Annotated in this window: 21 protein-coding genes; 20 read left to right on the forward strand and 1 reads right to left on the reverse strand. The window is 66.7% G+C overall.

Annotated elements, in window-relative coordinates:
* The first annotated feature begins 21 nt into the window (after positions 1–21).
* From bchF to bchJ, 20 genes are all read left to right on the forward strand, one after another.
* Entirely contained in the window at positions 22–600 is a 579-nt protein-coding gene (gene bchF, locus OZN99_RS00640) for a 2-vinyl bacteriochlorophyllide hydratase (protein WP_408611790.1), read from the forward strand.
* On the forward strand, positions 597–1,880 hold the full coding sequence (locus OZN99_RS00645) for a ferredoxin:protochlorophyllide reductase (ATP-dependent) subunit N (protein ID WP_270933225.1): 1,284 nt from the start codon (positions 597–599) through the stop codon (positions 1,878–1,880). The genes bchF and OZN99_RS00645 overlap by 4 nt, the downstream gene beginning before the upstream one ends.
* 2 nt (positions 1,881–1,882) lie before the next feature.
* A complete protein-coding gene (gene bchB / locus OZN99_RS00650) occupies positions 1,883–3,478 on the forward strand; it encodes a ferredoxin:protochlorophyllide reductase (ATP-dependent) subunit B (RefSeq protein WP_270933226.1) in 1,596 nt (531 codons plus the stop codon).
* Positions 3,450–7,085, forward strand: a complete 3,636-nt coding sequence (locus OZN99_RS00655; RefSeq protein ID WP_270933227.1) for a magnesium chelatase subunit H — start codon at positions 3,450–3,452, stop codon at positions 7,083–7,085. The genes bchB and OZN99_RS00655 overlap by 29 nt, the downstream gene beginning before the upstream one ends.
* Positions 7,082–7,993, forward strand: coding sequence for a ferredoxin:protochlorophyllide reductase (ATP-dependent) iron-sulfur ATP-binding protein (gene bchL, locus OZN99_RS00660; protein ID WP_270933228.1), 912 nt, complete (start codon positions 7,082–7,084; stop codon positions 7,991–7,993). Before OZN99_RS00655 ends, bchL begins: the two co-directional genes overlap by 4 nt.
* Positions 7,993–8,694: a magnesium protoporphyrin IX methyltransferase gene (gene bchM, locus OZN99_RS00665; protein WP_270933229.1), complete on the forward strand. Its 702-nt coding sequence runs from the start codon at positions 7,993–7,995 to the stop codon at positions 8,692–8,694. The genes bchL and bchM overlap by 1 nt, the downstream gene beginning before the upstream one ends.
* Complete coding sequence (locus OZN99_RS00670; RefSeq protein ID WP_270933230.1) at positions 8,691–10,130, forward strand: PucC family protein; 1,440 nt, start codon at positions 8,691–8,693, stop codon at positions 10,128–10,130. Before bchM ends, OZN99_RS00670 begins: the two co-directional genes overlap by 4 nt.
* A 21-nt stretch (positions 10,131–10,151) precedes the next feature.
* Positions 10,152–10,937, forward strand: a complete 786-nt coding sequence (gene puhA, locus OZN99_RS00675) for a photosynthetic reaction center subunit H (protein ID WP_270933231.1) — start codon at positions 10,152–10,154, stop codon at positions 10,935–10,937.
* Positions 10,934–11,608, forward strand: a complete 675-nt coding sequence (gene puhB, locus OZN99_RS00680; RefSeq protein WP_270933232.1) for a photosynthetic complex putative assembly protein PuhB — start codon at positions 10,934–10,936, stop codon at positions 11,606–11,608. Before puhA ends, puhB begins: the two co-directional genes overlap by 4 nt.
* 11 nt (positions 11,609–11,619) lie before the next feature.
* Positions 11,620–12,069 (forward strand): photosynthetic complex assembly protein PuhC, encoded by a 450-nt coding sequence (gene puhC, locus OZN99_RS00685; RefSeq protein WP_270933233.1) that lies wholly within the window; start codon positions 11,620–11,622, stop codon positions 12,067–12,069.
* Positions 12,070–12,076: 7 nt separating this feature from the next.
* Positions 12,077–12,394 carry a hypothetical protein gene (locus tag OZN99_RS00690; protein WP_270933234.1) on the forward strand — a complete coding sequence of 106 codons (318 nt, stop codon included), beginning with the start codon at positions 12,077–12,079 and terminating at the stop codon, positions 12,392–12,394.
* Entirely contained in the window at positions 12,391–13,467 is a 1,077-nt protein-coding gene (gene acsF, locus OZN99_RS00695; protein WP_270933235.1) for a magnesium-protoporphyrin IX monomethyl ester (oxidative) cyclase, read from the forward strand. Before OZN99_RS00690 ends, acsF begins: the two co-directional genes overlap by 4 nt.
* 13 nt (positions 13,468–13,480) lie before the next feature.
* The gene (gene puhE / locus OZN99_RS00700; RefSeq protein ID WP_270933236.1) at positions 13,481–14,284 is read left to right on the forward strand and encodes a putative photosynthetic complex assembly protein PuhE; all 804 of its coding nucleotides are present in this window, start codon (positions 13,481–13,483) and stop codon (positions 14,282–14,284) included.
* A gap of 121 nt (positions 14,285–14,405) precedes the next feature.
* Entirely contained in the window at positions 14,406–15,617 is a 1,212-nt protein-coding gene (gene hemA, locus OZN99_RS00705; protein ID WP_270933268.1) for a 5-aminolevulinate synthase, read from the forward strand.
* 29 nt (positions 15,618–15,646) lie between these two features.
* Positions 15,647–16,732 carry a magnesium chelatase ATPase subunit I gene (gene bchI / locus OZN99_RS00710; RefSeq protein WP_270933237.1) on the forward strand — a complete coding sequence of 362 codons (1,086 nt, stop codon included), beginning with the start codon at positions 15,647–15,649 and terminating at the stop codon, positions 16,730–16,732.
* 35 nt (positions 16,733–16,767) lie between these two features.
* Positions 16,768–18,468: a magnesium chelatase subunit D gene (locus OZN99_RS00715; RefSeq protein ID WP_270933238.1), complete on the forward strand. Its 1,701-nt coding sequence runs from the start codon at positions 16,768–16,770 to the stop codon at positions 18,466–18,468.
* 3 nt (positions 18,469–18,471) lie between these two features.
* Positions 18,472–19,401: an alpha/beta fold hydrolase BchO gene (bchO, locus tag OZN99_RS00720; protein WP_270933239.1), complete on the forward strand. Its 930-nt coding sequence runs from the start codon at positions 18,472–18,474 to the stop codon at positions 19,399–19,401.
* Positions 19,402–19,415: 14 nt separating this feature from the next.
* Positions 19,416–20,468, forward strand: coding sequence for a phytoene/squalene synthase family protein (locus OZN99_RS00725; RefSeq protein WP_270933240.1), 1,053 nt, complete (start codon positions 19,416–19,418; stop codon positions 20,466–20,468).
* 75 nt (positions 20,469–20,543) lie between these two features.
* Positions 20,544–22,247 (forward strand): magnesium-protoporphyrin IX monomethyl ester anaerobic oxidative cyclase, encoded by a 1,704-nt coding sequence (gene bchE, locus OZN99_RS00730; RefSeq protein ID WP_270933241.1) that lies wholly within the window; start codon positions 20,544–20,546, stop codon positions 22,245–22,247.
* A gap of 4 nt (positions 22,248–22,251) precedes the next feature.
* Positions 22,252–22,926, forward strand: coding sequence for a bacteriochlorophyll 4-vinyl reductase (bchJ, locus tag OZN99_RS00735; protein ID WP_270933242.1), 675 nt, complete (start codon positions 22,252–22,254; stop codon positions 22,924–22,926).
* On the opposite strand, the gene OZN99_RS00740 is transcribed toward bchJ, so the two are convergent.
* Positions 22,840–23,625 (reverse strand): DUF2189 domain-containing protein, encoded by a 786-nt coding sequence (locus tag OZN99_RS00740; protein WP_270933243.1) that lies wholly within the window; start codon positions 23,623–23,625, stop codon positions 22,840–22,842. The two genes, bchJ and OZN99_RS00740, sit on opposite strands and share 87 nt — an antisense overlap.
* Positions 23,626–23,654 lie beyond the last annotated feature (29 nt).

Genomic DNA, 23,654 nt, shown 5'->3' on the forward strand with positions numbered 1-23,654 from the left:
TTGACCCGGAGTTGTCAAGCGATGCTTACAGCGCGCCGTCCAGCCGGTCTCTTCGACCTCTTCGACAGCTCTCCATGGGGAGCCGCCGCGGGGCGACGCCTACCACGCACCAACACTCCACCGCCGCTCTACACCCCTGAGGAGCGCGTCCGGCGGGACAGGTCGCCCTGGACCCTTGTGCAGGGCGTCCTGGCCCCGCTCCAGTTCGTCGTCTTCCTGGTCAGCCTGGCCTTGGTACTGCGCTATCTCGCCACGGGAGAAGGCTTCGCTATCGCGACCTCGTCCGTCGTGGCGAAGACCGCGGTGCTCTACACCATCATGATCACAGGCTGCATCTGGGAGAAGGAAGTCTTCGGTCGTTACCTGTTCGCGCCGGCCTTCTACTGGGAAGACATGTTCAGCATGCTCGTCCTGGCGCTACACACGGCTTACCTGGGCGCAGTGTTTGCCGGGTTGGGTGGGGCGCACTGGCAGATGCTTCTCGCCCTGGCCGCCTATGCGGCCTACGTGGTGAACGCGGCACAGTTCGTGATGAAGTTGCGCGCCGCGCGTCTTCAGGAAGCCCGAGTCGACTCCATGGGAGGGATGCGCACTACATGAGTGCCAGTCCCAACGGCCTTCCCTCCGACATCGGTTGCATCACGCCGCCGGTGCTGCGGGAAAGGGGGCAGCACGAGGTATTCTGCGGCCTCACCGGCATCGTCTGGCTGCACCGCAAGATGCCGGATGCCTTTTTCCTGGTCGTGGGGAGCCGCACGTGCGCTCACCTGCTGCAATCGGCTGCGGGCGTGATGATCTTCGCCGAGCCGCGCTTCGCCACCGCAATTATCGACGAACGCGATCTCGCGGGGCTGGCGGATTGCAATGACGAGTTGGACCGCGTCGTGACTCGCCTCATCGAGCGGCGCCCTGACATACGCATGCTGTTCCTTGTCGGCTCCTGCCCTTCCGAGGTCATCAAGCTCGATCTGTCTCGCGCCGCACAGCGCCTGTCGAGGCGCTTCTCGCCAAAGGTGCGTGTCCTGAACTACAGCGGCAGTGGCATCGAGACGACATTCACCCAGGGCGAAGATGCCTGCCTTGCCGCCTTGGTCGGGGAGATGCCGAAGGAGCCAGGCACCGCGCGATCGTTACTCGTCGTGGGTGCTCTCGCCGAGGTGGTGGAGGATCAACTGCTGCGCCACTTCGCCGCGCTCGGTGTCGGCCCGGTGCGCTTCCTTCCGGGCCGTAGTGCAGCAGAGCTCCCGGCGATTGGGCCTGGCACACGCTACATCCTGGCGCAGCCCTTCCTGGGTGACACGGCACGCGCCCTGGAGGCGCGTGGCGCGATACGGATCGCTGCACCCTTTCCGCTTGGGGCGGAGGGCACTACCGCCTGGCTGCGCGCGGCTGCCGAGACCTGGGGATGTGGCGACGATCGCATCCGTGCGGTTACCGGGCCGGGCGAGGCCCGTGCTCGCGCAGCTTGTGCAGGGCATCGTGCCAAGCTCGATGGAAAGCGGATCTTCTTCTTCCCGGACAGTCAGCTTGAGATCCCGCTGGCGCGTTTCCTGGCACGCGAGCTCGGTATGACCCCAATCGAGGTCGGTACGCCCTATCTGCACCGCGCTCATATGGCGGAGGAGATCGCGCTGCTGCCTGAAGGCGTGCTGCTGTCCGAAGGACAGCATGTCGAGAGGCAGCTCGACCGCTGCCGGGCTGCAATGCCCGATCTGACGGTGTGTGGGCTTGGGCTCGCCAATCCGCTGGAAGCCGAGGGCATGACGACCAAGTGGTCAATCGAGCTCGTCTTCACGCCGATTCAGGGATACGACCAGGCCGGCGATCTCGCCGCACTGTTTGCGCGCCCGCTCGATCGTCGTGCGCGGCTGGAGCGGTAGCGATGCAGCTTGCCGTCTGGACATACGAAGGGCCTCCGCACATCGGTGCAATGCGCGTCGCGACCGCGATGCGCGGCGTCCACTATGTGCTGCATGCGCCCCAAGGCGATACCTACGCCGACCTGCTGTTCACCATGATCGAGCGGCGCGCGGAAAGGCCCCCCGTCACCTACACGACCTTCCAAGCGCGCGACCTTGGCGGCGATACGGCCGAGCTTTTCAAGGCGTCCGTTCGCGATGCCTATGAGCGCTTCCGGCCGGAAGCGATGCTTGTCGGCGCATCCTGCACTGCGGAGCTCATCCAGGACGACCCCGGGGGCTTGGCCAGGACACTCGGCCTGCCAATTCCGGTGGTTCCGCTCGAACTGCCCGCCTACCAACGCAAGGAGAATTGGGGCGCCGCCGAGACCTTCTACCAACTCGTCCGTGCCATGGCAGGACCACACGCGTTGCCGCCCGGCATGAAGCGGCCGCCGCGCGCATCCGGCCGTGCCCCGAGTTGCAATCTGCTCGGCCCAACTGCGCTTGGCTTCCGACATCGCGACGATGTTGCAGAAGTCCGGGGCCTGCTCGAGACAATGGGCATTGAGGTCCTGATCGTGGCGCCGCTGGGCGCAACGCCCGCCGATCTCGCGCGGCTCGGGGAAGCCGACTTCAATGTGGTGATGTACCCCGAGGTCGCGGGCCAGGCCGCCGCATGGCTGAAGCGCAGCTTTGGGCAGCCTGCGACGACGGTGGTTCCGATCGGGCTGGATGCGACGCGGCGCTTCGTGGCCGAGGTTGCGGCGCTTGCTGGCGTTCAAGCCGCTGCCGAGGAAACTGCGTCGCGCATGGCGTGGTACTCGCGCTCAGTGGACAGCACCTATCTCACGGGCAAGCGCGTCTTCATCTTCGGAGATGCGACGCATGCCGTGGCCGCGGCTCACGTCGCGCAGCACGAGCTCGCGTTCGAGGTTGTCGGCATCGGCACATATAGTCGCGAGTTCGCTCGCGAGATCCGGGAAGCAGCGAAGTCCTACGGCGTCGAGCCGCTGATCAGCGATGACTACCTGGACGTCGAACAGGCTATCATCGCCCTGCAGCCGGAACTCGTGCTGGGCACCCAGATGGAGCGCCACATCGCAAAGAGGCTCGGTATTCCTTGCGCGGTGATCTCGGCCCCTGTGCATGTTCAGGACTTCCCGGCCCGGCACTCACCGCAGATGGGGGCCGAAGGTGCAAACGTACTCTTCGATACCTGGGTTCACCCCCTCATGATGGGCCTGGAGGAGCATCTGCTGACGATGTTCCGCGAGGACTTCGAATTCCATGACGGCGCCGCGCCGTCCCACCTCGGTGGCAAGCACGCGGCGTCAGAGCTGGGCATCGGGGGGGCGCCCGCCGCGCCGCCCTTGCCCGCGCCCGCAGCGGTGACTCCCCACGCCGCTGCGGGCGATCCTGTGTCCTGGGGCTCGGACGCGGAGAGGGAGCTCAGAAAGATTCCGTTCTTCGTACGTGGGAAGGCGCGACGGAACACGGAGCGATACGCTGCCGAACGGGGGATCGCGACCATCACGCTCGAGACATTGTATGACGCAAAAGCCCACTTTGCCCGCTGAGACACCCATCCGCGTCACGGTCGTGACGATGGACAGCCACTTGGCGGGGGCGATGCTGCATGCACGGACTGACCTCCGGCGCCAGATGCCGGGGTTGGAATTGACCGTGCACGCCGCCGATGAATGGGGGGGCGACCCTGCAGCCCTTGCCCGTTGCCATCAGGAGATCGCGCGCGCCGATATCGTGGTGGCCGCCATGCTGTTCCTCGAAGATCACATCAAGGCGGTTCTGCCTGCCCTGTGCGCGCGTCGCGAGCAGTGCGATGCGATGGTCTGCATGCTCTCAGCCGGCGAGGTGATGAAGCTGACTCGCATCGGCCGCTTCGACATGGGCGCCGAGGCGACCGGAATCATGGGCCTCCTGAAGAAGCTGCGCGGATCGAAGAAGGGCAGCGGCTCGTCGGGCCAAGGCCAGATGAAGATGCTACGCGAACTGCCCCGGCTGCTACGCTTCATTCCGGGAACGGCCCAGGACGTGCGGGCCTATTTCCTGTCGCTGCAGTACTGGCTGGCAGGAAGCCGGGAGAATCTCGGCAACATGATCCGCCTGCTGGTCAATCGCTATGCGTCCGGGCCGCGGGCGGGTCTAGTGGGCACCCTGAAGGTTGCACCGCCGGTGCACTATCCTGAGGTCGGGCTCTACCACCCGCAGCTGGCAGATCGCGTAACGGAGCGTCTGAACCAGCTGCCGAATTCAGGTGATGCCGGAACTGTCGGTCTGCTGATCATGCGCAGCTACGTCCTCGCCGGAAATGCAGCGCATTATGACGGCGTGATCGGAGCCTTGGAGGCGCGAGGCCTGCGTGTGATTCCGGCTTTCGCTTCAGGCCTCGACAACCGTCCTGCAATCGAGCGGTACTTCACCGCGCATGGCGTGCCGAACGTCGATGCCGTTGTCTCGCTCACGGGCTTCTCGCTCGTCGGTGGGCCCGCCTACAACGACGCGCATGCAGCCGAGGAGCTGCTCGCCAGGCTGGACGTCCCATACATCAGCGCGCATCCGCTGGAATTCCAGACGATGCGCCAATGGCAAGCCGATCCGCGCGGACTGCTGCCAGTTGAAGCTACGATGATGGTGGCTATTCCCGAACTCGACGGGGGTATCTGGCCGATGACCTATGGCGGGCGGTGCGGAGCCGACTCGTCCGGCAAGAGCTGCCCTGGCTGCGATGGCGTCTCGTGCCAGCGCGATATGCGCGCGCACCCTGAGCGAGCAGATCGGCTGGCAGAACGGGTGGCCCGGCTGGTCGCATTGCGGCGCTCTGACCGACGGGACCGCAAGATCGCAATGGTGCTGTTCAGCTTTCCGCCGAATGCAGGAAACATCGGCACGGCCGCCTATCTCGGCGTGTTCGAGTCGCTCCACAATACCCTGCGCGCGATGGAAGCTGCGGGCTATCAGGTGGACGTGCCGGACAGCGTGGATGCGCTCCGTGCCCGTGTATTGCACGGCAACGCCCAGCAATTCGGCGCCATCGCCAACGTCGCGGCCCGCATCGGCGCCGACGACCATGTGCGGCGCGAGAAGCACCTCGCCGATATTGAGCGTCAGTGGGGGCCTTCGCCCGGTCGCGCGCAGTCGGATGGCGCGAGCATTCACGTGCTGGGCGCGAGCTTCGGAAACGTCTTCATCGGCATCCAGCCTGGCTTCGGCTGGGAAGGCGATCCGATGCGCCTGCTCTTCGAGCGCGGATTCGCGCCGACGCACGCGTTCAGTGCATTCTATCGCTGGATCCGTGAGGATTTCGGCGCGCATGCCGTCCTGCACTTCGGCACCCATGGTGCGCTGGAGTTCATGCCGGGCAAGCAGGCGGGCCTTTCCGCCGAGTGCTGGCCTGACCGTCTTATCGGCGAACTGCCCAACTTCTACCTGTATGCGTCAAACAACCCTTCGGAAGGCATGCTCGCGAAGCGGCGGGCAGGAGCGGCGCTGATCTCCTACCTGACTCCGCCGGTGGCGAATGCAGGGCTGTATCGTGGCCTCCTGGATCTCAAGTCGTCGCTTGACCGCTGGCGCGGGCTCGATCCGGACTGCGACCAGGCAGTCCGGCAGTCCCTGGCGGAGCTTGTCCAGGCGCAGGCGGCGGCTGTCGACCTTGCGCCGAGCGAGCCAGCCTGGACCGCGGACGAGTTGCAGGCTCAGGTCGTCTCTCTCACCGAAGCACTGCTTGAGCTCGAGTACACGCTCATTCCGCACGGCTTGCACGTCATCGGCGAAGTGCTCAGCCGGCAACAACGCGCCGAGACACTTGACGCCGCCGGAGTCACTGACCCGGCCGAGCGGGCGCGACTGGACAGTTTGCTCGCCGCGGATCCGGAGTTGCCCGCCATCTTGCACGCCCTCGATGGAGGCTACATCCGACCAGCGCCGGGCGGCGACCTGCTACGCACCACGGCTGTCCTGCCGACAGGGCGCAACCTGCACGGTTTCGATCCCTTCAAGATTCCTTCTACGTTCGCTGTGCGCGACGGCGCGCGGCAGGCCGATCGTCTGCTGGCGCGCCATACCGCCGAGGGCAAGGGCCTTCCGGAGACTGTCGCGATCGTGCTCTGGGGCACGGACAACCTGAAGACCGAGGGAGGCCCGATCGCCCAGGCGCTTTGGCTGATGGGCGCGGAGCCACGTCACGACAGCTATGGCCGTGTCTCGGGCGCGAAGCTCATCCCTCTGGATCAGCTTGGTCGTCCGCGCATCGACGTCATGGTGACGCTGTCCGGCATCTTCCGCGATCTGCTCCCGTTGCAAACGCGGCTGCTGGCGGAGGCAGCATTGCTGGCCGCCGAGGCGGCGGAGCCGCCTGAGCAGAACTTCGTCCGAAAGCACGCACTCGCCTATCAGGCGCAGCATGGCGGTGACATCCAGCAAGCCGCGCTGCGGGTATTCGGCAACGCCGACGGCGCGTACGGCTCGAACGTTAACGGCATGATTGACGCCGGTGTCTGGACCGACGAGGACGAACTCGCCGAGACGTATGTTCGACGCAAAGGTTACGCGTATGGCGTGGACGGCAAGCCGGCACGGCACGACACGGTCCTTTCGCATCTGCTCAGGAGTGTCGAGGTCACGTATCAGAACCTCGACAGCGTTGAGGTCGGCCTGACAACCATTGATCAGTATTTCGACACGCTGGGTGGAATCAGCCGCGCCGTGCGCCGTGCCCGCAACGGCGCAGAGGCTGCGGTCTATGTCGGCGACCAGACGCGTGGCGAGGGCACGATACGGACCGTAGCTGAACAAGTTGCCCTTGAAACCCGTACGCGCGCGCTGAACCCGAAATGGTTCGAGGCCCTTCTGGCCCATGGTTACGAGGGAGTGCGTCAGATCGAAGCCCAGGTGACAAACACGATGGGATGGTCCGCCACGACGGGACAAGTGGCGCCTTGGATCTACCAGCAACTGGCACAGACCTACATGCTGGATCCGGAGATGAGGAGCCGTCTCGCAAAGCTGAACCCGACAGCGTCCGTCCGGATCGCCAACCGGCTGATCGAGGCGCACGAGCGACGGTACTGGCAGCCGAGTGACGAGACCATCGAGGCGCTCCGGCTAGCGGGCGAGGAGCTGGAGGATCGGCTCGAGGGCATTTCTGTGGAGATGGCGGCATGACCGTGATCATGAGACCACCGCCCAACACCAGCGTCTCGCGGCTGGGCGACGGCGAAGGGTCGGTCCAGGTGCATGCCGACGGGGGCGCGAAGATCGACGGCGCGACCGTCTTCGCCATCTATGGCAAGGGTGGCATTGGGAAGTCCACCACCTCGTCCAACCTGTCCGTCGCCTTCACGAAGCTGGGCAAGCGCGTATTGCAGATCGGCTGCGATCCGAAGCACGACAGCACCTTCACGCTCACGGGTCGGATGATTCCGACGGTGATCGACGTGCTCGACGGAGTCGGATTCCACGCGGAGGAGTTGCGGTCTGAGGATTTCGTGTTTGAAGGCTACAACGGTGTGCTCTGCATCGAGGCTGGCGGCCCGCCGGCGGGCACGGGGTGCGGCGGATACGTTGTCGGCCAGACAGTGAAGCTGCTGAAGGAGCATCACCTGCTAGAGGAGACGGACATCGTCATCTTCGACGTGCTTGGTGACGTCGTCTGTGGCGGGTTTGCCGCACCTTTGTTGCACGCCGATCGCGGGCTGATCGTGGCCGCCAACGACTTTGACAGCATCTTTGCAATGAACCGGATCGTTGCTGCCATCAAGGCAAAGTCGGCCAACTACGGCGTACGCCTGGGCGGCGTCATTGCGAACAGGTCGAAGGACACCGATCAGATCGAGAAGTTCAATGCCGTATCCGGCATGAGAACGCTTGCGCATTTCCCGGATCTCGACGTGATCCGACGCTCACGGCTCGCCAAGAAGAGCCTGTTTCAGATGGACGAGACGATTGCGGAAGTGAAGGCGGCGCAGGACGAGTACCTCAGCCTGGCAGCCACGCTGTTGGCCGGCGTCGCCCCGCTCGAAGCAGCGCCCCTCAAGGATCGTGAGATCTTCGACCTGCTGGGTTTCGACTGATGCCGACAGCCACCTATCTCACGCGCCGTGGCGAGCTGCACGAATACTTTGATCGCACCGCGCTGCCTGCATGGGAGCGCCTGACGTCCGATGCTCCTGTGTCGGGAATTCGCGCAACAGTCAGGGCCGGGCGCGACGCGATGCGCGCAACGCTGCTTTCCTGGCTGCCTGGCGACCTGACTGGCAAAAGGGTGCTGGATGGCGGATGCGGGACGGGGGCACTGGCGCTCGAAGCGGCAAGGCGAGGGGCGCACGTCGTCGCCGTCGACATCGCGCCGGGGCTGATCGAGATCGCCAAGCAGCGGACAGGCATCATTGCCGGTCCTGGCCGTATCGATTTCCTGGCGGGCGACATGTTCGATCCGGGACTTGGGCGCTTCGACCATGTCGTCGCGATGGACAGTCTGATCCACTACCAGCCCAGGGACACGGTCCACGTTCTGACCGGGCTGGCAGAGCGGACCGGGTGTTCGATCACATTCACCTTCGCGCCACGCACGCCCCTGCTGACGGCCATGCATGCCGTGGGTCGCTGCTTTCCCCGCGGCGACCGGGCACCCTCTATCGTACCTGTCGGAGAGGCGCAGTTGCGTCGACTGATCGCGCGGGAGCCTGGTCTGACTGGGTTCTCGGCAGGTCGGCACCGCCGGATCGCTTCTGGCTTCTACACGTCCCACGCGTTGGAGCTGTGCCGTCGATGAATCGCATCGAGGCTCGAATGGCGCGTATCTGGACCCGGGTGGGCAGCGATCTGCTACCTTTTGCGGACGCGACATCAAGAGAGCTCCCGTGGTCGCGCCTGCTGCGCCTGTCACTCTTCCAGATTTCCTGCGGCATGATGGCGGTGCTGCTGATCGGCACGCTCAACCGGGTCATGATCGTGGAGCTCAAGGTGCCGGCGGGACTGGTGGCAAGCATGCTTGCGCTTCCTCTGGTCTTCGCGCCCTTGCGTGCTTTGATCGGTTTCAAGTCCGACAACTACCGGTCGCTACTGGGCTGGCGGCGCGTGCCGTACATATGGCTCGGCAGCATCGCGCAGTTTTCAGGGCTCGCCATGATGCCGTTTGCGCTGATCGTGCTGTCGGGTGACACCTGGGCGCCGCCTTGGGCTGCGCAGTTGTCGGCAGCCATCGCCTTCCTCTGTGTCGGCGCCGGCATGCACACCGTGCAGACGGTCGGTCTCGCATTGGCGACCGATCTGGCGCCGGAGAAGTCGCAGCCGAACGTGGTTGCCGTGTTGTCGCTCATGTTGCTACTCGGCATGGTCGTGTCGGCGCTGCTGTTTGGCGTGCTGCTGGCGGAGTTTAGCCAACTCCGGCTGATCCAGGTCATTCAGGGCTGCGCGGCTGCGACGCTTATCTTGAACTTCATCGCGATGTGGAAGCAGGAACCGCGCAATCCCGATCGCACGCAGGGCGCGCGGGATGGCGATCCGGGATTCCTCGAGAGCTTCAGGACCCTGCGCGCGAGCGGCCCGTGGAACCGTCGGCTGTTCGCAGCGGCTCTCGGCTTCGCCGGCTTCGCGATGCAGGACGTGTTGCTGGAGCCCTACGGGGGGCAGATTCTCGGCTTGAGCGTAGGCGCGACGACGGGCCTGACTGCACTTCTGGCAGGCGGCAGTGCGCTCGGCTTCATCGCTGGCGCTCGATGGCTGTCGCGCGGGGCCGACGCGCATCGTCTGGCTGCCTACGGATCGCTCATGGGCATCTTCGCCTTTGCGATGGTGATCCTGTCCGGTGTGATGGAGTACACCCCGCTCTTTGCACTTGGCTCCCTCTGCATCGGGCTGGGAGGTGGGCTCTTCGCGCATGCCACCTTGACATCCTGCATGCGGGTCGCACCGCAGAACCAGATCGGCCTCGCACTTGGCGTTTGGGGAGCGGTGCAGGCAACGGCGGCTGGACTCGCCATCGCGACGGGCGGTGTCGTGCGCGATGTGCTCAGCGGCCTTGCAGAGCAAGGATCGCTTGGGGAGGCGATGTCCGGCCCCGCGACCGGCTATCTCGTCGTCTATGCAGCGGAGATCGCGCTGCTCTTCTTCACCCTGGCCGTGGTCGGACCGCTCGTGCGAGGCACGGGTGCACCCCGTTCGCGACCGCAACCGGGATCCGGCATCGCCGGGTCCGCCCACGTCTGAAGGGTCATACGGAGGTCCGCCATGACGTCAGCCCCAACTTCGGTCTTCCAGGACCTGGCAGCGCTGTCGCTCTACCTATTCTATGCGTTCTTTCTCGGTCTTGTGCTGTGGCTGCACCGGGAGGGGAAGCGAGAAGGCTACCCGCTGATTTCCGATCGTGAGGGGCGCGAGTTGCGTGCCCCCATCGAAGGCTTTCCAGCGACGCCCGAGCCCAAGACCTTCCGTCTCGCGCACGGGCACGGCGCGGTCATGGCGCCTGGCCCACGCGCCGAGCGCGACATGAGCTCCTTGTTGAAGGCCTACGATCCGTTCCCGGGTGCGTCACAGGTTCCCACCGGCGATCCCATGCAGACGGGCGTGGGTGCGGCCTCCTACTCCCTGCGCGCGGATACGCCCGACCTGACGTGGGATGAGGCGGAGGCGAAGATCGTGCCCCTGCGGGCGGCGCCGGGCTGGTACGTTCCAGAAGGTGACCCGGAGATCCGTGGTCGGCCGATCTTCGGTACCGACAAGAAGATCGCCGGCACGGTCGTGGACCTGTGGGTGGACAAGTCCGATGTGCTCCTCCGCTACGTCGAGGTCGAAGTCGTTGGAAGTGGCAAGCGCGTGCTGATTCCCCTGGGCCTCGTTCACTGGAGTGGCGACGGTCCGGTGAAGTGCGACACTGCCTCGTCGGCCCAGATCGCCGCCGCTCCGGTGACGGCGCACCCCGAGCGGGTGACACTCCGCGAGGAGGATCGCATTAGCGGCTACTTCGGTGGCGGCGAGCTGCACGGTGAGCCGGGTGCGAGCGAGCCGTTCCTATGAGCGAGCCCAGTCGTCCGGTCTTCAGCGAGCACGACACGGAGCCAGTGCCCGGCCTGCCCGGGCCACTGCCAGCCGGGGAAGTGATCCTTTGGCAGGGTGCGCCTGGCTTTGGTGGTCTGGCCCGGCGAGCCCTGCATCTGCGCTGGCTGTCCATCTACTTCCTGGCACTCGCTTTGTGGCGTGCGGTTGCGGTTAACGCGGCTGGCGGGGATGGCCTGGACGTGGCGCAGGCCGTGGCTCTCGTGCTGCTGCTCGGGGCGGTCCCGGTCGGCCTGCTGGCGCTTTATGGCTGGGCGACGGCCAGGCACACGCTCTACACGATCACGTCGCGCCGCGTCGTGATCCGGACCGGGGTGGCCTTGCCGCTGACCGTCAATGTTCCGTTCGCCCTGATCGGACGTGCCGGCCTCGCAAAGCATGCCGATGGAACAGGCGATATCGCGCTCGAGGTGATGGCGCCCCACCGGGTATCCTGGATTGCGCTCTGGCCCCACACGCGTTCCTGGCACGTGTCGAAGCCACAGCCGACCTTGCGTGCCCTGCCCGAGCCCGAGAAGGTCGCGCAGATACTCGGCAGGGCGCTGGCGTTGGCGGCTGCGCTACCCGTTAGGCCCGTCAGCGCCCGGGTCGAGGACCGGTCGGCGCAGCCGACCGCCGAAGCAATGGCGTGAAGGAGCGACCGATGGGGAGCGCGCTTCTTCGGACCGGACGTCTGCCTCGCGGCATGGTCCTCGGTACGGGCCTGGTGGTCGCCGGCACGTTCATGCTGGCGACCCTGGGTCACAGGGCACCGCTGGATCCTGCCGTCAGCGGCATGCTGCCGACGGCGACTCGAGAGCTTCGATTCGCGGATCGGGCGGACGGTGCCGTGGTGGTGACTGATGCCCGGACCGGGCGTCAAGTCGAAGTCGTGGAGCCTGGCACGGAGGGATTCGTACGCGGCGCCATGCGCGGGCTCGGGCGGCAGCGGCGCATCTCCGATGTCGGCCCTGACGTGCCATTCCGCTTGAGTGTCTGGCCCGACGGCCGGATCACCCTGCATGACATCGCCAACGGAAACACGATGGAACTGCACGCTTTCGGTCGGACGAATGCCGAAGCCTTCCTGCGTCTCTTGGCAACAGAGGAGTGAGGACGCCATGACGGACCACTGGGGAGTGGGCCGGGCGATCTTCGGCGGTCGAACCGTCGAGGTGCCCTGCACAGTGGAAATCGAGAGGACTGCCGAGTTCCTGTATGCGAACGCGATCCCGGAGGGAATCGACCTTCGGCCTGGCGACCGCGTCCTGGTGCACGGTGCGCCCGACCATATCGACTTCGGCGAGCGCATCTCTTTCGCGACGACCGCGACGGTCTACAGGGCCGGTCCGATCGAGCGGTTCTGGACCCAGTGGTCCGCGCTGTTCGAACTGACCGAGCTCTATCACTGCGGCTTCGAGCCGAAGGAGGTTGCATGAACGCGGTGACGCCGGCCGGGCGGCCTTCCTCCTCGTCGGAAAGCACCAAGCTCGCCATGACGGAGACTGTGCTTTCCCCGAGGTTCTACACGACCGATTTCGCTGCGATGGACTCGATCAGCGTCGAGAGCGTCCGCGAGCAGTGGGACAAGCTTATGGCGGAGTTCCACGCCGACCCGAACAAGGGCCACTTCATTCGGACCGAAGAGTTCGATGCCTTCGACCTCAACACCCTGCCCGAGCCGCTGCAGAAGGAGTTTCTGGAATTTCTCGTCAGCAGCGTGACGGCGGAGTTCTCGGGTTGTGTGCTCTACGCCGAGATCAAGAAGCGCGTGAAGAATCCGGACATGAAGGATCTGTTCGGCGTCATGGCGCGCGATGAATCCCGGCATGCCGGCTTCATCAACGACACGCTGAAGGACATGAATGTCGGTGTGGATCTGGGATTTCTGACTAGGGCAAAGAAGTATCATTACTTCCAGCCAAAATTCATCTTCTATGCTACTTATCTTTCCGAGAAGATCGGTTATGCGCGCTATATCACTATTTTCCGTCAGTTCGAGCGGCATCCAGAACTGCGCTTCCATCCGATCTTCAAGTGGTTCGAGAAGTGGTGCAACGACGAGTTCCGGCATGGCGAGGCGTTCGCGTTGCTGATGCGTGCCAACCCTGATCTCGTGAAGGGCGTGAACCGCTACTGGGCGCGGTTCTTCCAGCTTGCCGTCTTCGCGACAATGTACGTGCGTGACCATGCACGGCCGGAGTTCCACAAGGCTCTTGGGATGGACGCGACGGACTACGACATGCGCGTCTTCCGCATCACCGAGGAGATCTGCCGGCAAGCGTTCCCGGATACGCTCGACATCGACAACCCCGCCTTCCTCCGGAACCTCGAACGGCTGAATGCCATTGCGGAGGCGATGAACCGGGCCAAGGCTCAAGGTGGCGTGGTGGGCAAGGCGAAGCGGGTCGGCTTGTCGGCAATGGCAGCCGCTGTGTTCGGAAGGCTCTTCCTGCTGCGTCCGCGCCGCCACGCTCTGCCGGACGACGCCCGTCTGTCGCCGGCCTGGTAGGGACGAGCGCAGCATGGCCGACTACGGGCTTCCCGCCGTCTTCACGCTCCTGGTGTGGTGGTTCAGCACGGGACTGATCATCTACCTGGATGGGCTGCGGCGGGAGACCTTCCGCTGGACGATGCTGGGTGCGACCACGCTGTTGCTGGTCGGGCTATTCGGCCTGCACGCCTTGGCCTGGGACACCAGTGCCGCCGGCGCGTGGCTCGGCTTCGTTTGCGGGGTGCTGTGCTGGGCCTGGATCGAGATCGCCTTCCTTACTGGCCTGGTCACCGGCCCGCGGCGCACGCCGATTTCCTCGACGCTGCGAGGATGGCCGCGCCTGCGCGCTGCGCTCGCCGCGATCCTCTGGCATGAGCTTGCCATCATCGCGATGGCCGGGGCGATCGTTCTACTGACGTGGGACGCACCCAACAGGATCGGCACTTGGACATTCCTCGCCTTCTGGGCCATGCGACAGAGCGCCAAGCTCAACGTCTTCCTGGGCGTGCGAAACCTGTCCGAAGCCTTCCTTCCGGACCACCTGCGGTATCTCGAGAGTTTCTTTGCGCGGCGGCCGATGAATGCCCTTTTCCCGGTGTCGGTGCTCGCTGGCGCAACCGCCTGCGTCCTGCTGGCGCTGGCGGCACTGTCACCCGATGCGACACGGCATGAGGCCGTCGGGTTCACGCTGCTTGCCACCTTGGTCGCGCTGGGGCTGCTGGAGCATGTCTTCATGGTGCTCCCGTTCTCGGCGGATGCGCTCTGGAAATGGGGCCTCGCCGCGCGTCCTGACGTGAAGCAGAAGAGCCGGCCGCAGCCGTCGAGTGCGGCCTGATGACGATCCGATTGATCACGATCAAACCTATCCACCTGGCGACCTGCGAGACTGCGCATCGTGCCTTGCCGCCGCGAGAAGGTCGGCGTCAGGTGGCGCCAACATGGAAGTGGGGACCGACATGAACTACGAGAGCTTCTTCCGGGCGCAACTCGACGGGCTGCGGCGCGAGGGACGCTATCGCGTGTTCGCCGATATTGAACGCCAAGCAGGCGCATTCCCGCGTGCGGTCCGCCACGATGCCGGGAAGACTCGGGAAGTAACAGTGTGGTGCTCCAACGACTATCTAGGCATGGGGCAGCATCCGAAGGTTCTCTCGGCCATGCACGAAGCGCTCGACCGCTACGGCGCCGGGGCCGGCGGCACGCGCAACATCTCCGGCACGAACCACGCGCATGTCCTGCTGGAACGCGAGTTGGCCGATTTGCATGGCACAGAGGCCGCGTTGCTGTTCAATTCGGGCTACATGTCCAACTGGGCGACGCTCTCGACCCTGGCGTCGCGCATGCCGGGCTGCGTGATCATCTCGGACGAGATGAATCACGCCTCGATGATTGAGGGCATGCGCCACAGCCGGGCAGAGCGGCGCCTGTTCCGCCACAACGACGTCGCGGATCTCCGGCGCGTGCTCTCCGAGGTGCCAGCCGATGCGCCGAAGCTGGTCGCCTTCGAGAGCGTCTACTCCATGGATGGCGATGTCGCCCCGATTGCCGCGATCTGCGATGCCGCGGACGAGTTCGGCGCGATGACCTACTGCGACGAGGTGCACGCCACGGGCCTCTACGGTCCGCGGGGCGGCGGCATCACCGAGCGTGACGGCGTCGCCCATCGTGTGACCGTTATCGAAGGCACGCTCGCCAAGGCGTTCGGCGTCATCGGCGGATACATCGCAGGGTCCGCGGCGATGGTGGATTTTGTCCGCAGCTACGCCTCCGGCTTCATCTTCTCCACGGCCTTGCCGCCAGCCGTCGCCGCGGGCGCCCGTGCTGCCATCCAGCACCTCAAACAGAGCACGACGGAGCGTGATGCGCTGCAGGAACGCGCCCGGACCCTGCGGCGCCGACTTGACGAGATCCACGTTCCACATCTGGAGAACCCGAGCCACATCGTGCCGGTCATGGTCTACGACCCCGTACAGTGCAAGCGGATCAGCGACATCCTGCTCGACAGCTACGGCGTCTATGTGCAGCCGATCAACTATCCCACCGTGCCCCGCGGTACCGAACGTCTGCGCATCACGCCTGGTCCAGTGCACACCGATGCCGACATGGACCATCTTGTCACGAGCCTTGAGGCAGTGTGGTCCCAGTTCAGCCTTAGGCGGGCCGCCTGATGGACGCCACGGGCCCTAGGGGAGGGGCCGTGGCGAACGAAGGCGGTTCGATCGCAGCGGCACAGAGCAGGACGGGACGAAAGGCGCCGGCGCGACCGAGCCGCCTTGTCTTCCCGTTCTCGGCCATCGTCGGCCAGGACGAGATGAAGCTCGCGCTGCTGATCTCGGCCGTCGATCCGTCGGTCGGCGGCGTCCTGGTCTTCGGCGATCGCGGTACAGGCAAGTCGACGACTGTGCGGGCGCTGGCAGCCCTGCTGCCGCCGATGCAGGCCGTCGCGGGGTGTCCCTTCGCCTGCGATCCGGCGAAGCCCGGCGATCTTTGCGAGGCCTGCCGCACGGCTGCGCGCCGCGTTGCCATCAGCGTACCGGTTCCGGTCGTCGACTTGCCGCTCGGCGCCACGGAGGATCGTGTGACCGGTGCGCTGGATATCGAGCGCGCGCTGGCGGAGGGGGTGAAGGCTTTCGAGCCCGGTCTGCTCGCTCGGGCCCATCGGGGCTTCCTCTATATCGACGAGGTGAACCTCCTTGAGGACCACATTGTTGACCTCCTGCTCGACGTGGCGGCTTCCGGCGAGAACGTGGTCGAGCGCGAAGGCATCTCCGTCCGGCATCCTGCCCGCTTCGTGCTGATCGGCAGCGGCAATCCCGAAGAGGGCGAGTTGCGCCCCCAGCTCACGGACCGCTTCGGCTTGGCCGTCGAGGTGCGAACGCCGCGAGACCTCCCGACTCGCATCGAGGTGGTACGACGCCGGGACCTCTTCGACCGGGATCCGAAGCGCTTCACCGCCGCCTGGGCGAAGGAGGAAGCAGCGACGCGCACGCGTATCCTCGCGGCGCGCCGCCTTCTGCCAAAGGTCTCCGTGCCCGATGCTGCTCTTGAGGCCGCGGCCCGGCTATGTCTCGCCCTCGGTACGGACGGCCTGCGGGGCGAACTGACGCTGATGCGCACGGCGCGTGCGCTGGCGGCGCTCGAGGGGGATCGCGAGGTGACGGTTGCGCACTTGCGGCGCGTTGCCGCACCGGCGCTGCGCCATCGTCTGCGCCGCGATCCGCTTGACGAGGCCGTGGCTGGCACGCGGGTGGAGCGCGCCCTGGCCGAGGTCCTGCCACCGTGAGCACAGAGGCGGGCCCTCAGCCCGCAGATGATGCTGTGCAGGCCGCCCTGCTGCTAGCGGTAGATCCGGTCGGTCTGGGCGGTGCCGTGCTGCGTGCCCCCGCAGGGCCTGCCCGCGATGCATGGCTGGCGGTGCTGCGCGCAGGCCTGCCAGCGGCGTCGCCCTGGCGGCGGCTGCCGCTTGGCGTGCCGGACAGCCGGTTGCTGGGCGGCCTCGATCTCTCGGCGACGCTTGCGGCCGGACGTCCCGTGGCCGAGCGTGGCATCCTGGCAGAGGCGGATCGCGGCATCATTGTCGCCGCCATGGCGGAGCGCCTCGAAGCTGCCACCGCGGCCCGCATCGCCGCCGTCATGGACTCCGGTCAGGTCGCCGTGCAGCGCGATGGTCTATCGGACAACCTGCCATCGCGCTTCGCCCTCGTCGCGCTGGACGAGGGCGTCGCGCCCGAGGAGGTGGCGCCTGCATCGCTACGGGCACGGCTGGCGTTCCATCTGGACCTGACAGGACTCCGTCTGCCGGCACTGGCCGCTGAACCCATCCTGGCCGCGCGTGCTCTCCTGCCCGATGTCGAGGCCGGGGACGACCTCCCTGAGGCGATGTGCGGGGCCGCTGCGTCGCTCGGCATAGACGATCTGCGAGCACCTCTTCTCGCATTGCGCGCGGCACGCGCCGCGGCCGCACTGGCGGGCCGTGCGAGGGTTACGAAGGAGGATGCGGAGCTGGCCGCCCGGCTGGTGCTGGCGCCGCGCGCCACCATGGTGCCGACCGAGGAGTCGGCCGAGCCGCCGCCCGAGCCGCCGCCCCCGCCGGATGACCAAAGCGAGCAGAAGGAGCCGGACCGCGGGCCCGATCCCAAGGAGCTGCAGGAAATGCTGGTCGCCGCAGCGCAGGCTGCGCTGCCTTCCGGACTGCTCGAGGCCCTGCAGTTGAGGGAGGCGGCACGGCGTCGATCGGCTACCGATGGCAAGGCGGGCGCGCGGCGCAACGCGGCGCGGCGCGGCCGTCCGGTGGGCACGCGTGCCGGGCAGCTCCGATCCGGTGATCGGCTCGCGCTGGTGGAGACCTTGCGGAACGCCGCACCCTGGCAGGCCGTCAGGCGTCGCGAGAACCCTCACGGTCCTCCCATTCGCGTCCGCAAGGAGGACATCCGCCTCCGTCGCTTCCGTCACAAGGCCGGCACGACGGCGATCTTCGTCGTGGACGCATCCGGCTCCTCCGCGTTGCACCGGCTGGCAGAGGCGAAGGGCGCGGTGGAGATGCTGCTGGCCGACTGCTACGTGCGCCGTGACCAGGTGGCGGTTGTCGCATTCCGCGGCAGGGGCGCCGACGTGCTGCTGCCGCCGACGCCGTCGCTCGTGCGGGCGAAGCGCAGCCTCGCCGGTCTGCCGGGCGGCGGCCCTACACCGCTGGCCGCCGGCATCGATGCCGCCGCCGCCATCGCGACGGAGGCGGCGCGGCGCGGACGGACGCCCTTACTGGTGCTGCTGACCGATGGCCGTGCGAACATCGCGCGGGACGGCACGCCAGGGCGGCCCGCCGCCGAGGAGGACGCGCTCAGCGCTGCGGTCCCGATCCGGAATGCAGGCATCCCCGCGTTGCTGGTCGATACTGCGCCACGTCCGCACCCCTTCGCCAAGCGCATCGCCGAGGCGATGGGCGCGCGCTACGTACCGCTTCCCGCAGCCGATGCCGGGCGGCTTTCCACTGCCGTCGCGGCGGCTCGGCCAGCAGGTTGAGCGATGGTGGATCGTCCTTCCTGGGAGCATGACGGTCGCGACTGGCCGAACCGTGACGCCAGTCGCTTCGTGACGGCCGGCGGCCTGCGCTGGCACGTCCAGGTCATGGGGGATGGGCCGGTATTGCTGCTGGTGCACGGCACCGCGGCGGCCACGCATTCCTGGCGCGATCTCATGCCGATCCTCGCCACGCGGTTTCGCGTGGTGGCACCGGACCTGCCGGGGCATGGCTTCACCGACCTGCCCGCGCAGGCGCGGCTGTCACTCCCGGGGATGGCAGGGGCGCTCGCCGCATTGCTGCATGCCATCGATGCGCGCCCTGTGCTGGCGGCCGGTCATTCTGCCGGCGCGGCCGTGGTGCTCAGGCTCGCGCTCGACAACCGGATCGCGCCGGCCGTGATCGTCAGCCTCAATGGCGCGCTGCTCCCGCTCGGCGAGAAGCACGCGGCATTCTTCACGCGGGCAGCGCGGATGCTGGTCGGTCTGCCTTTCGTGCCAAGCCTCTTCGCGTGGCGCGCCTCGAACCGCGCCGTGGCGGAGAGGCTCCTGCGCGACACCGGCAGTCGCATCGACGCCCGCGGGGTGGATCTTTATGCGCGGCTCTTCCGCCACGCGAGCCACGTCTCCGCGGCTCTCGGCATGATGGCGAACTGGGACCTGCTGCCGCTGCTGCAGGATCTGCCGCGCCTGAAGACCAGACTAGTGCTGGCCGTCGGAGCGAATGACAGGTCCATCCCCCCGGCCCAGGCCGAGCGGGTCCGCAGCCGTCTTCCGACCGCCGAGATCGCAAGCTTTCCCGGCCTCGGTCACCTCGCGCATGAGGAGAAGCCGCGAGAAGTGGCGGAGCTGCTGTTCCGGTTGCTGGCGGTCGCGCCGGCGAACGGAATGGGCTCGCTCTCCGTGTCAGACCTGCCTTACAGTCGGGCTGGTTGAGTACGGATCCGCCCATGCCGCCAGCGACGCCCGAAACCGTGCATGCCGATCTCGCGGCCTGCCGGGCGATGCTGTCGGGTGGCTCCAAGTCCTTCGCCGCGGCCGCCAGGCTGCTGCCTCGTCGAGTTGCCGAGCCGGCGACGGCACTCTACGCCTTCTGCCGCGTGGCCGACGACCTGATCGATGAAGGCGGCGGGCCCGCTGCCCTGGCCGAGCTGCGTGGCAGGCTCGATGGGATCTATGGCGGCCAGCCTTTTCCTCACCCCGCAGACCGCGCCTTTGCGCGCGTCGTGGCGCGCTTTGCCATCCCGCGTCCGTTGCCTGAGGCTTTGCTGGAGGGCCTGGCCTGGGATGCGGAGGGGCGCCAGTGTCCTGATGCGGCGGCGCTCGAGGCCTACTCGGCTCGTGTTGCAGCGGCCGTAGGTGCCATCATGACGCTGCTGATGGGCGTGCGGGATGCCACCGCGATCGCGCGGGCCTGCGACCTGGGCGTGGCGATGCAGATGACGAATATCGCCCGCGACGTCGGAGAGGACGCCCGCAACGGCAGGCTCTACCTGCCGCATGACTGGCTGCGACAGGAAGGGATAGAGCCGGCCGCCTTCCTCGACGCGCCAGACTTCACGCCCGCATTGGCGCGTGTCGTCGCACGCCTGCTCCGAACGGCCGACGCACTCTATGCGCGATCGGAGGCCGGGATTGCCTGCCTGCCGCGCGACTGTCGCTCCGGTATTGCCGCCGCCCGCTTCGTCTACGCCGAGATTGGGCGGCAGGTGGAACGGCAGGGCCTGGACTCCGTCTCCCGCCGTGCTGTCGTCCCCGGACATCGCAAGCTGCGACTGATGGCGCGTAGCCTGAGCCTGCTGGCGCATCGCCCCGCCGACCTTATCGCGCCGCCGCTGCCTGGCACCGCCTTCCTGGTCGACGCCGTGGCAGACATGCCCGCGGCCGGCGAAGCCCTTCCTCCGGCTCCGGCCTTCAGGGACCGCTTGCTCTGGGCCGTCGAACTGTTCGATCGCCTCGACCAGCTCGATCGCGGCGCCGCCGGATCTGTCAGGGCAGCTTGACACACATCAAGGTCAATTTACGCGGACAGGGGTGATCCTGTTCCCGGCCGGCACCGGGCCGGCGGGAGCGTCCCGATGCGTATCGTCCTGATCCATCCCAACTACCATTCCGGCGGTGCGGAGATCGCGGGCAACTGGCCGCCCGCCTGGGCGGCCTACCTGACCGGCTACCTGAAGGCCGAGGGCTACACCGACATCACCTTCATCGACGCCATGACGAACCACCTGAGCCACGATCAGGTGCGCAATCGTCTGCTGGAGCTGAAGCCCGACCTGATCGGCGCCACCGCCATCACGCCTGCGATCTACGAGGCGGAGGCACTCCTCAAGCTGGCCAAGGAAACCTGCCCCGATGCCGTGACGGTGCTCGGCGGGATCCATGGCACCTTCATGTATCCGCAGGTGCTGACCGAAGCCCCCTGGATCGACGTGGTGGTGCGTGGCGAAGGCGAGCAGGTGCTGCTCGACCTCGTGCGCTGCATCGACGATGGGCACTGGCCCGCCGAACGCGATGCCGTCAAGGGCATCGCCTATGCGAAGGATGGGCAGATCGTCGCAAATGCCGCGGCGCCGCCCATCGCGGATCTGGACAGGATCACGCCGGACTGGGGCGTCCTGGATTGGTCCAAATACATCTACATCCCGATGAACACGCGCGTCGCCATTCCGAACCTGGCGCGCGGCTGCCCGTTCACCTGTTCCTTCTGCAGCCAGTGGAAGTTCTGGCGCGACTACCGCGTGCGGGACCCGAAGAAGGTGGTGGACGAGATCGAGGATCTCGTGCGCAACCACGGCGTCGGTTTCTTCATCCTGGCGGACGAGGAGCCCACCATCCACAAGAAGAAGTTCGTGGAGTTCTGCGAGCGGCTGATCGAACGCAACCTGCCGGTGCTCTGGGGCATCAACACGCGCGTGACGGACATCCTGCGCGACGAGGCGCTGCTGCCGATGTACCGCAAGGCTGGCCTCATCCACGTCTCACTTGGCACGGAAGCGGCGGCGCAGCTGAAGCTCGACCGCTTCAACAAGGAGACCACGGTCGCGCAGAACAAGAAGGCCATCCAGCTCCTGCGCCAGAACGGCATCGTTGCCGAGGCGCAGTTCATCGTCGGGCTCGAGAACGAGACGCCGGAGACGCTGGAAGAGACCTACCGCATGGCGCTCGACTGGGACCCGGACATGGCGAACTGGGCCATGTACACGCCCTGGCCGTTCAACGACCTTTTCAAGGAGCTCGGCGACAAGGTCGAGGTGTTCGACTTCTCGAAATACAACTTCGTCACGCCGATCATGAAGCCTGACGCCATGGATCGCGCCACGCTGCTCGACCGGACGATGCACAACTACCGCCGCTTCTACCTGCGCAAGACGTTCCTCGGCTACCCCTGGATCAAGGACAAGGTGCGCCGGAAATACATGCTCGGCTGTCTCTGGGCCTTCGCGAAGTCCGGCTTCCAGCGCACCTTCTACGATCTGGGCAAGGTGGGCTACTGGGGGCCGCAGTCGAAGAAGAGCGTGGACTTCCATTTCGACACCTCGCGTACGCTGGAAGCTCAGGCCGCGCGTGCGCCGCACAATGCGCTGTGGAAGACGATGCATCGGCCGAAGGCGAAGCTGCCCGCGGCCAATGCTGCGGCTGCGGCAAAGGCCTGTGGCGGCGGTACGGAGCAGCTGGTGGAGGATGACGAGACCGCCCGCATGGAGCCGGGGGTCGTCAAGGCGTGCGGCGGCGGGACGCAGCAGCTGCCCGAATCCGTGAACACGCCGGCTCGGGACTGAGGCGATGGACGGCGGCATGGTTGCCGCTGGCCGCATTGGGCCGAACGCTATCACGCGACTTGCGGAGGCGCTCGGCCCGGATCTGGCACGCCAGGTCTTCGCGGCGGCCGGGCTGGAGCGACGCCTGGCAGAGCCACCGGGCCGGATGGTGCCGGAAGGCGAGGTGATCGCGCTGCACCGGGCGGCACGCACGATCATGGGTGAGACCGCCGCCGATGCCGCATCCCGCGAGGCCGGGCGGCTGACGGCGCTCTACCTGCTTGCCCATCGCATCCCGCGACCATTGCAGTGGATCCTGAGAGTGCTGCCTGCTCCGATCGCGGCGCAGGTGCTGCTCGGCGCGATCGGCCGGCACGCCTGGACCTTCGCGGGCAGCGGCGCGTTTCGCGTGCGGCCAGGGCGCCCGCTCCGTCTCGAGATCGCGGGCGCGCCCATCGCTCGCGCCGCAGCAGCCGATCACCCGGTCTGCGGCTATTACGCGGCAACCTTCGAGACGCTGTTCCGCGCCCTGGTGAGCCCCCGCACACGCGTGCAGGAGACGGCGTGCGAGGCGATGGGCGCGGAAGCCTGCGTCTTCGAGGTGCGTTGGCAGCTACCGGACGATGAGGCGGTAGAGATGCCAGGTCGCGTGGCCCAGGACCGGCAACACCACCGCCAGCCCCACGAAGAGCGGAATTGAGCCGAGCAGCAGGAGCAGCGCGACGATCAGGCCCCAGGCGGCCATCGGGACCGGGTTCACCACGAAGGCGCGCACCGAGGTGGCCACGGCGCGCCTGACGCCGCCATCCCGGTCGAGCAGCATGGGGAAGGACAGCGCAGTCAGGACCAGCACGGCGGCGGCGAACAGGAAGCCGACCGCGTTGCCGACCAGGATCATCCGCCACCCCTCGGATGTGCCGAACAGCGCCTGCATGGCATCCGTTCCCGCCGGAAGCCGGCCGAGCGTGGCTGCGTAGATGGCATCCGCCGCCCACAGCCAAGCCATGAAGATCGCCAGCAGCAGGACGCCGAGCGCGAAGATCGACCCGATCGCCGGAGAGCGCAGCACGTCGAACACGTTCACCCAACTTGCCGGCATCCCGCGCTCGCGCCGGCGGCTGATCTCGTAGAGGCCCAGGGCCGCGACCGGCCCGACCAGCGCGAAGCCGGCCGCCATCGGGTAGAACAGGTGCATCGCGTTACCACCCGCCGCCAGCGTCGCGGCGATCAGCCCGATCAGCGGATAGAGCACGCACAGGAAGATCAGCTGCGTCGGAGTCTCGAGGAAATCGGCCCAGCCGCGGCGCAGCGCCAGGGAGAGGTCGCCCAGACTGATGCGCCTCACTTCCGGCTCGGCCGCTGTCGCCGGCGCGGCCGGTGTTGTCCAGACCTCAGCCATGCACGCCTCCTCGAACCCTGGATGGCGGG

It is taken from the genome of Falsiroseomonas oryzae, assembly GCF_027856955.1.
Lineage (GTDB): Bacteria > Pseudomonadota > Alphaproteobacteria > Acetobacterales > Acetobacteraceae > Falsiroseomonas > Falsiroseomonas oryzae.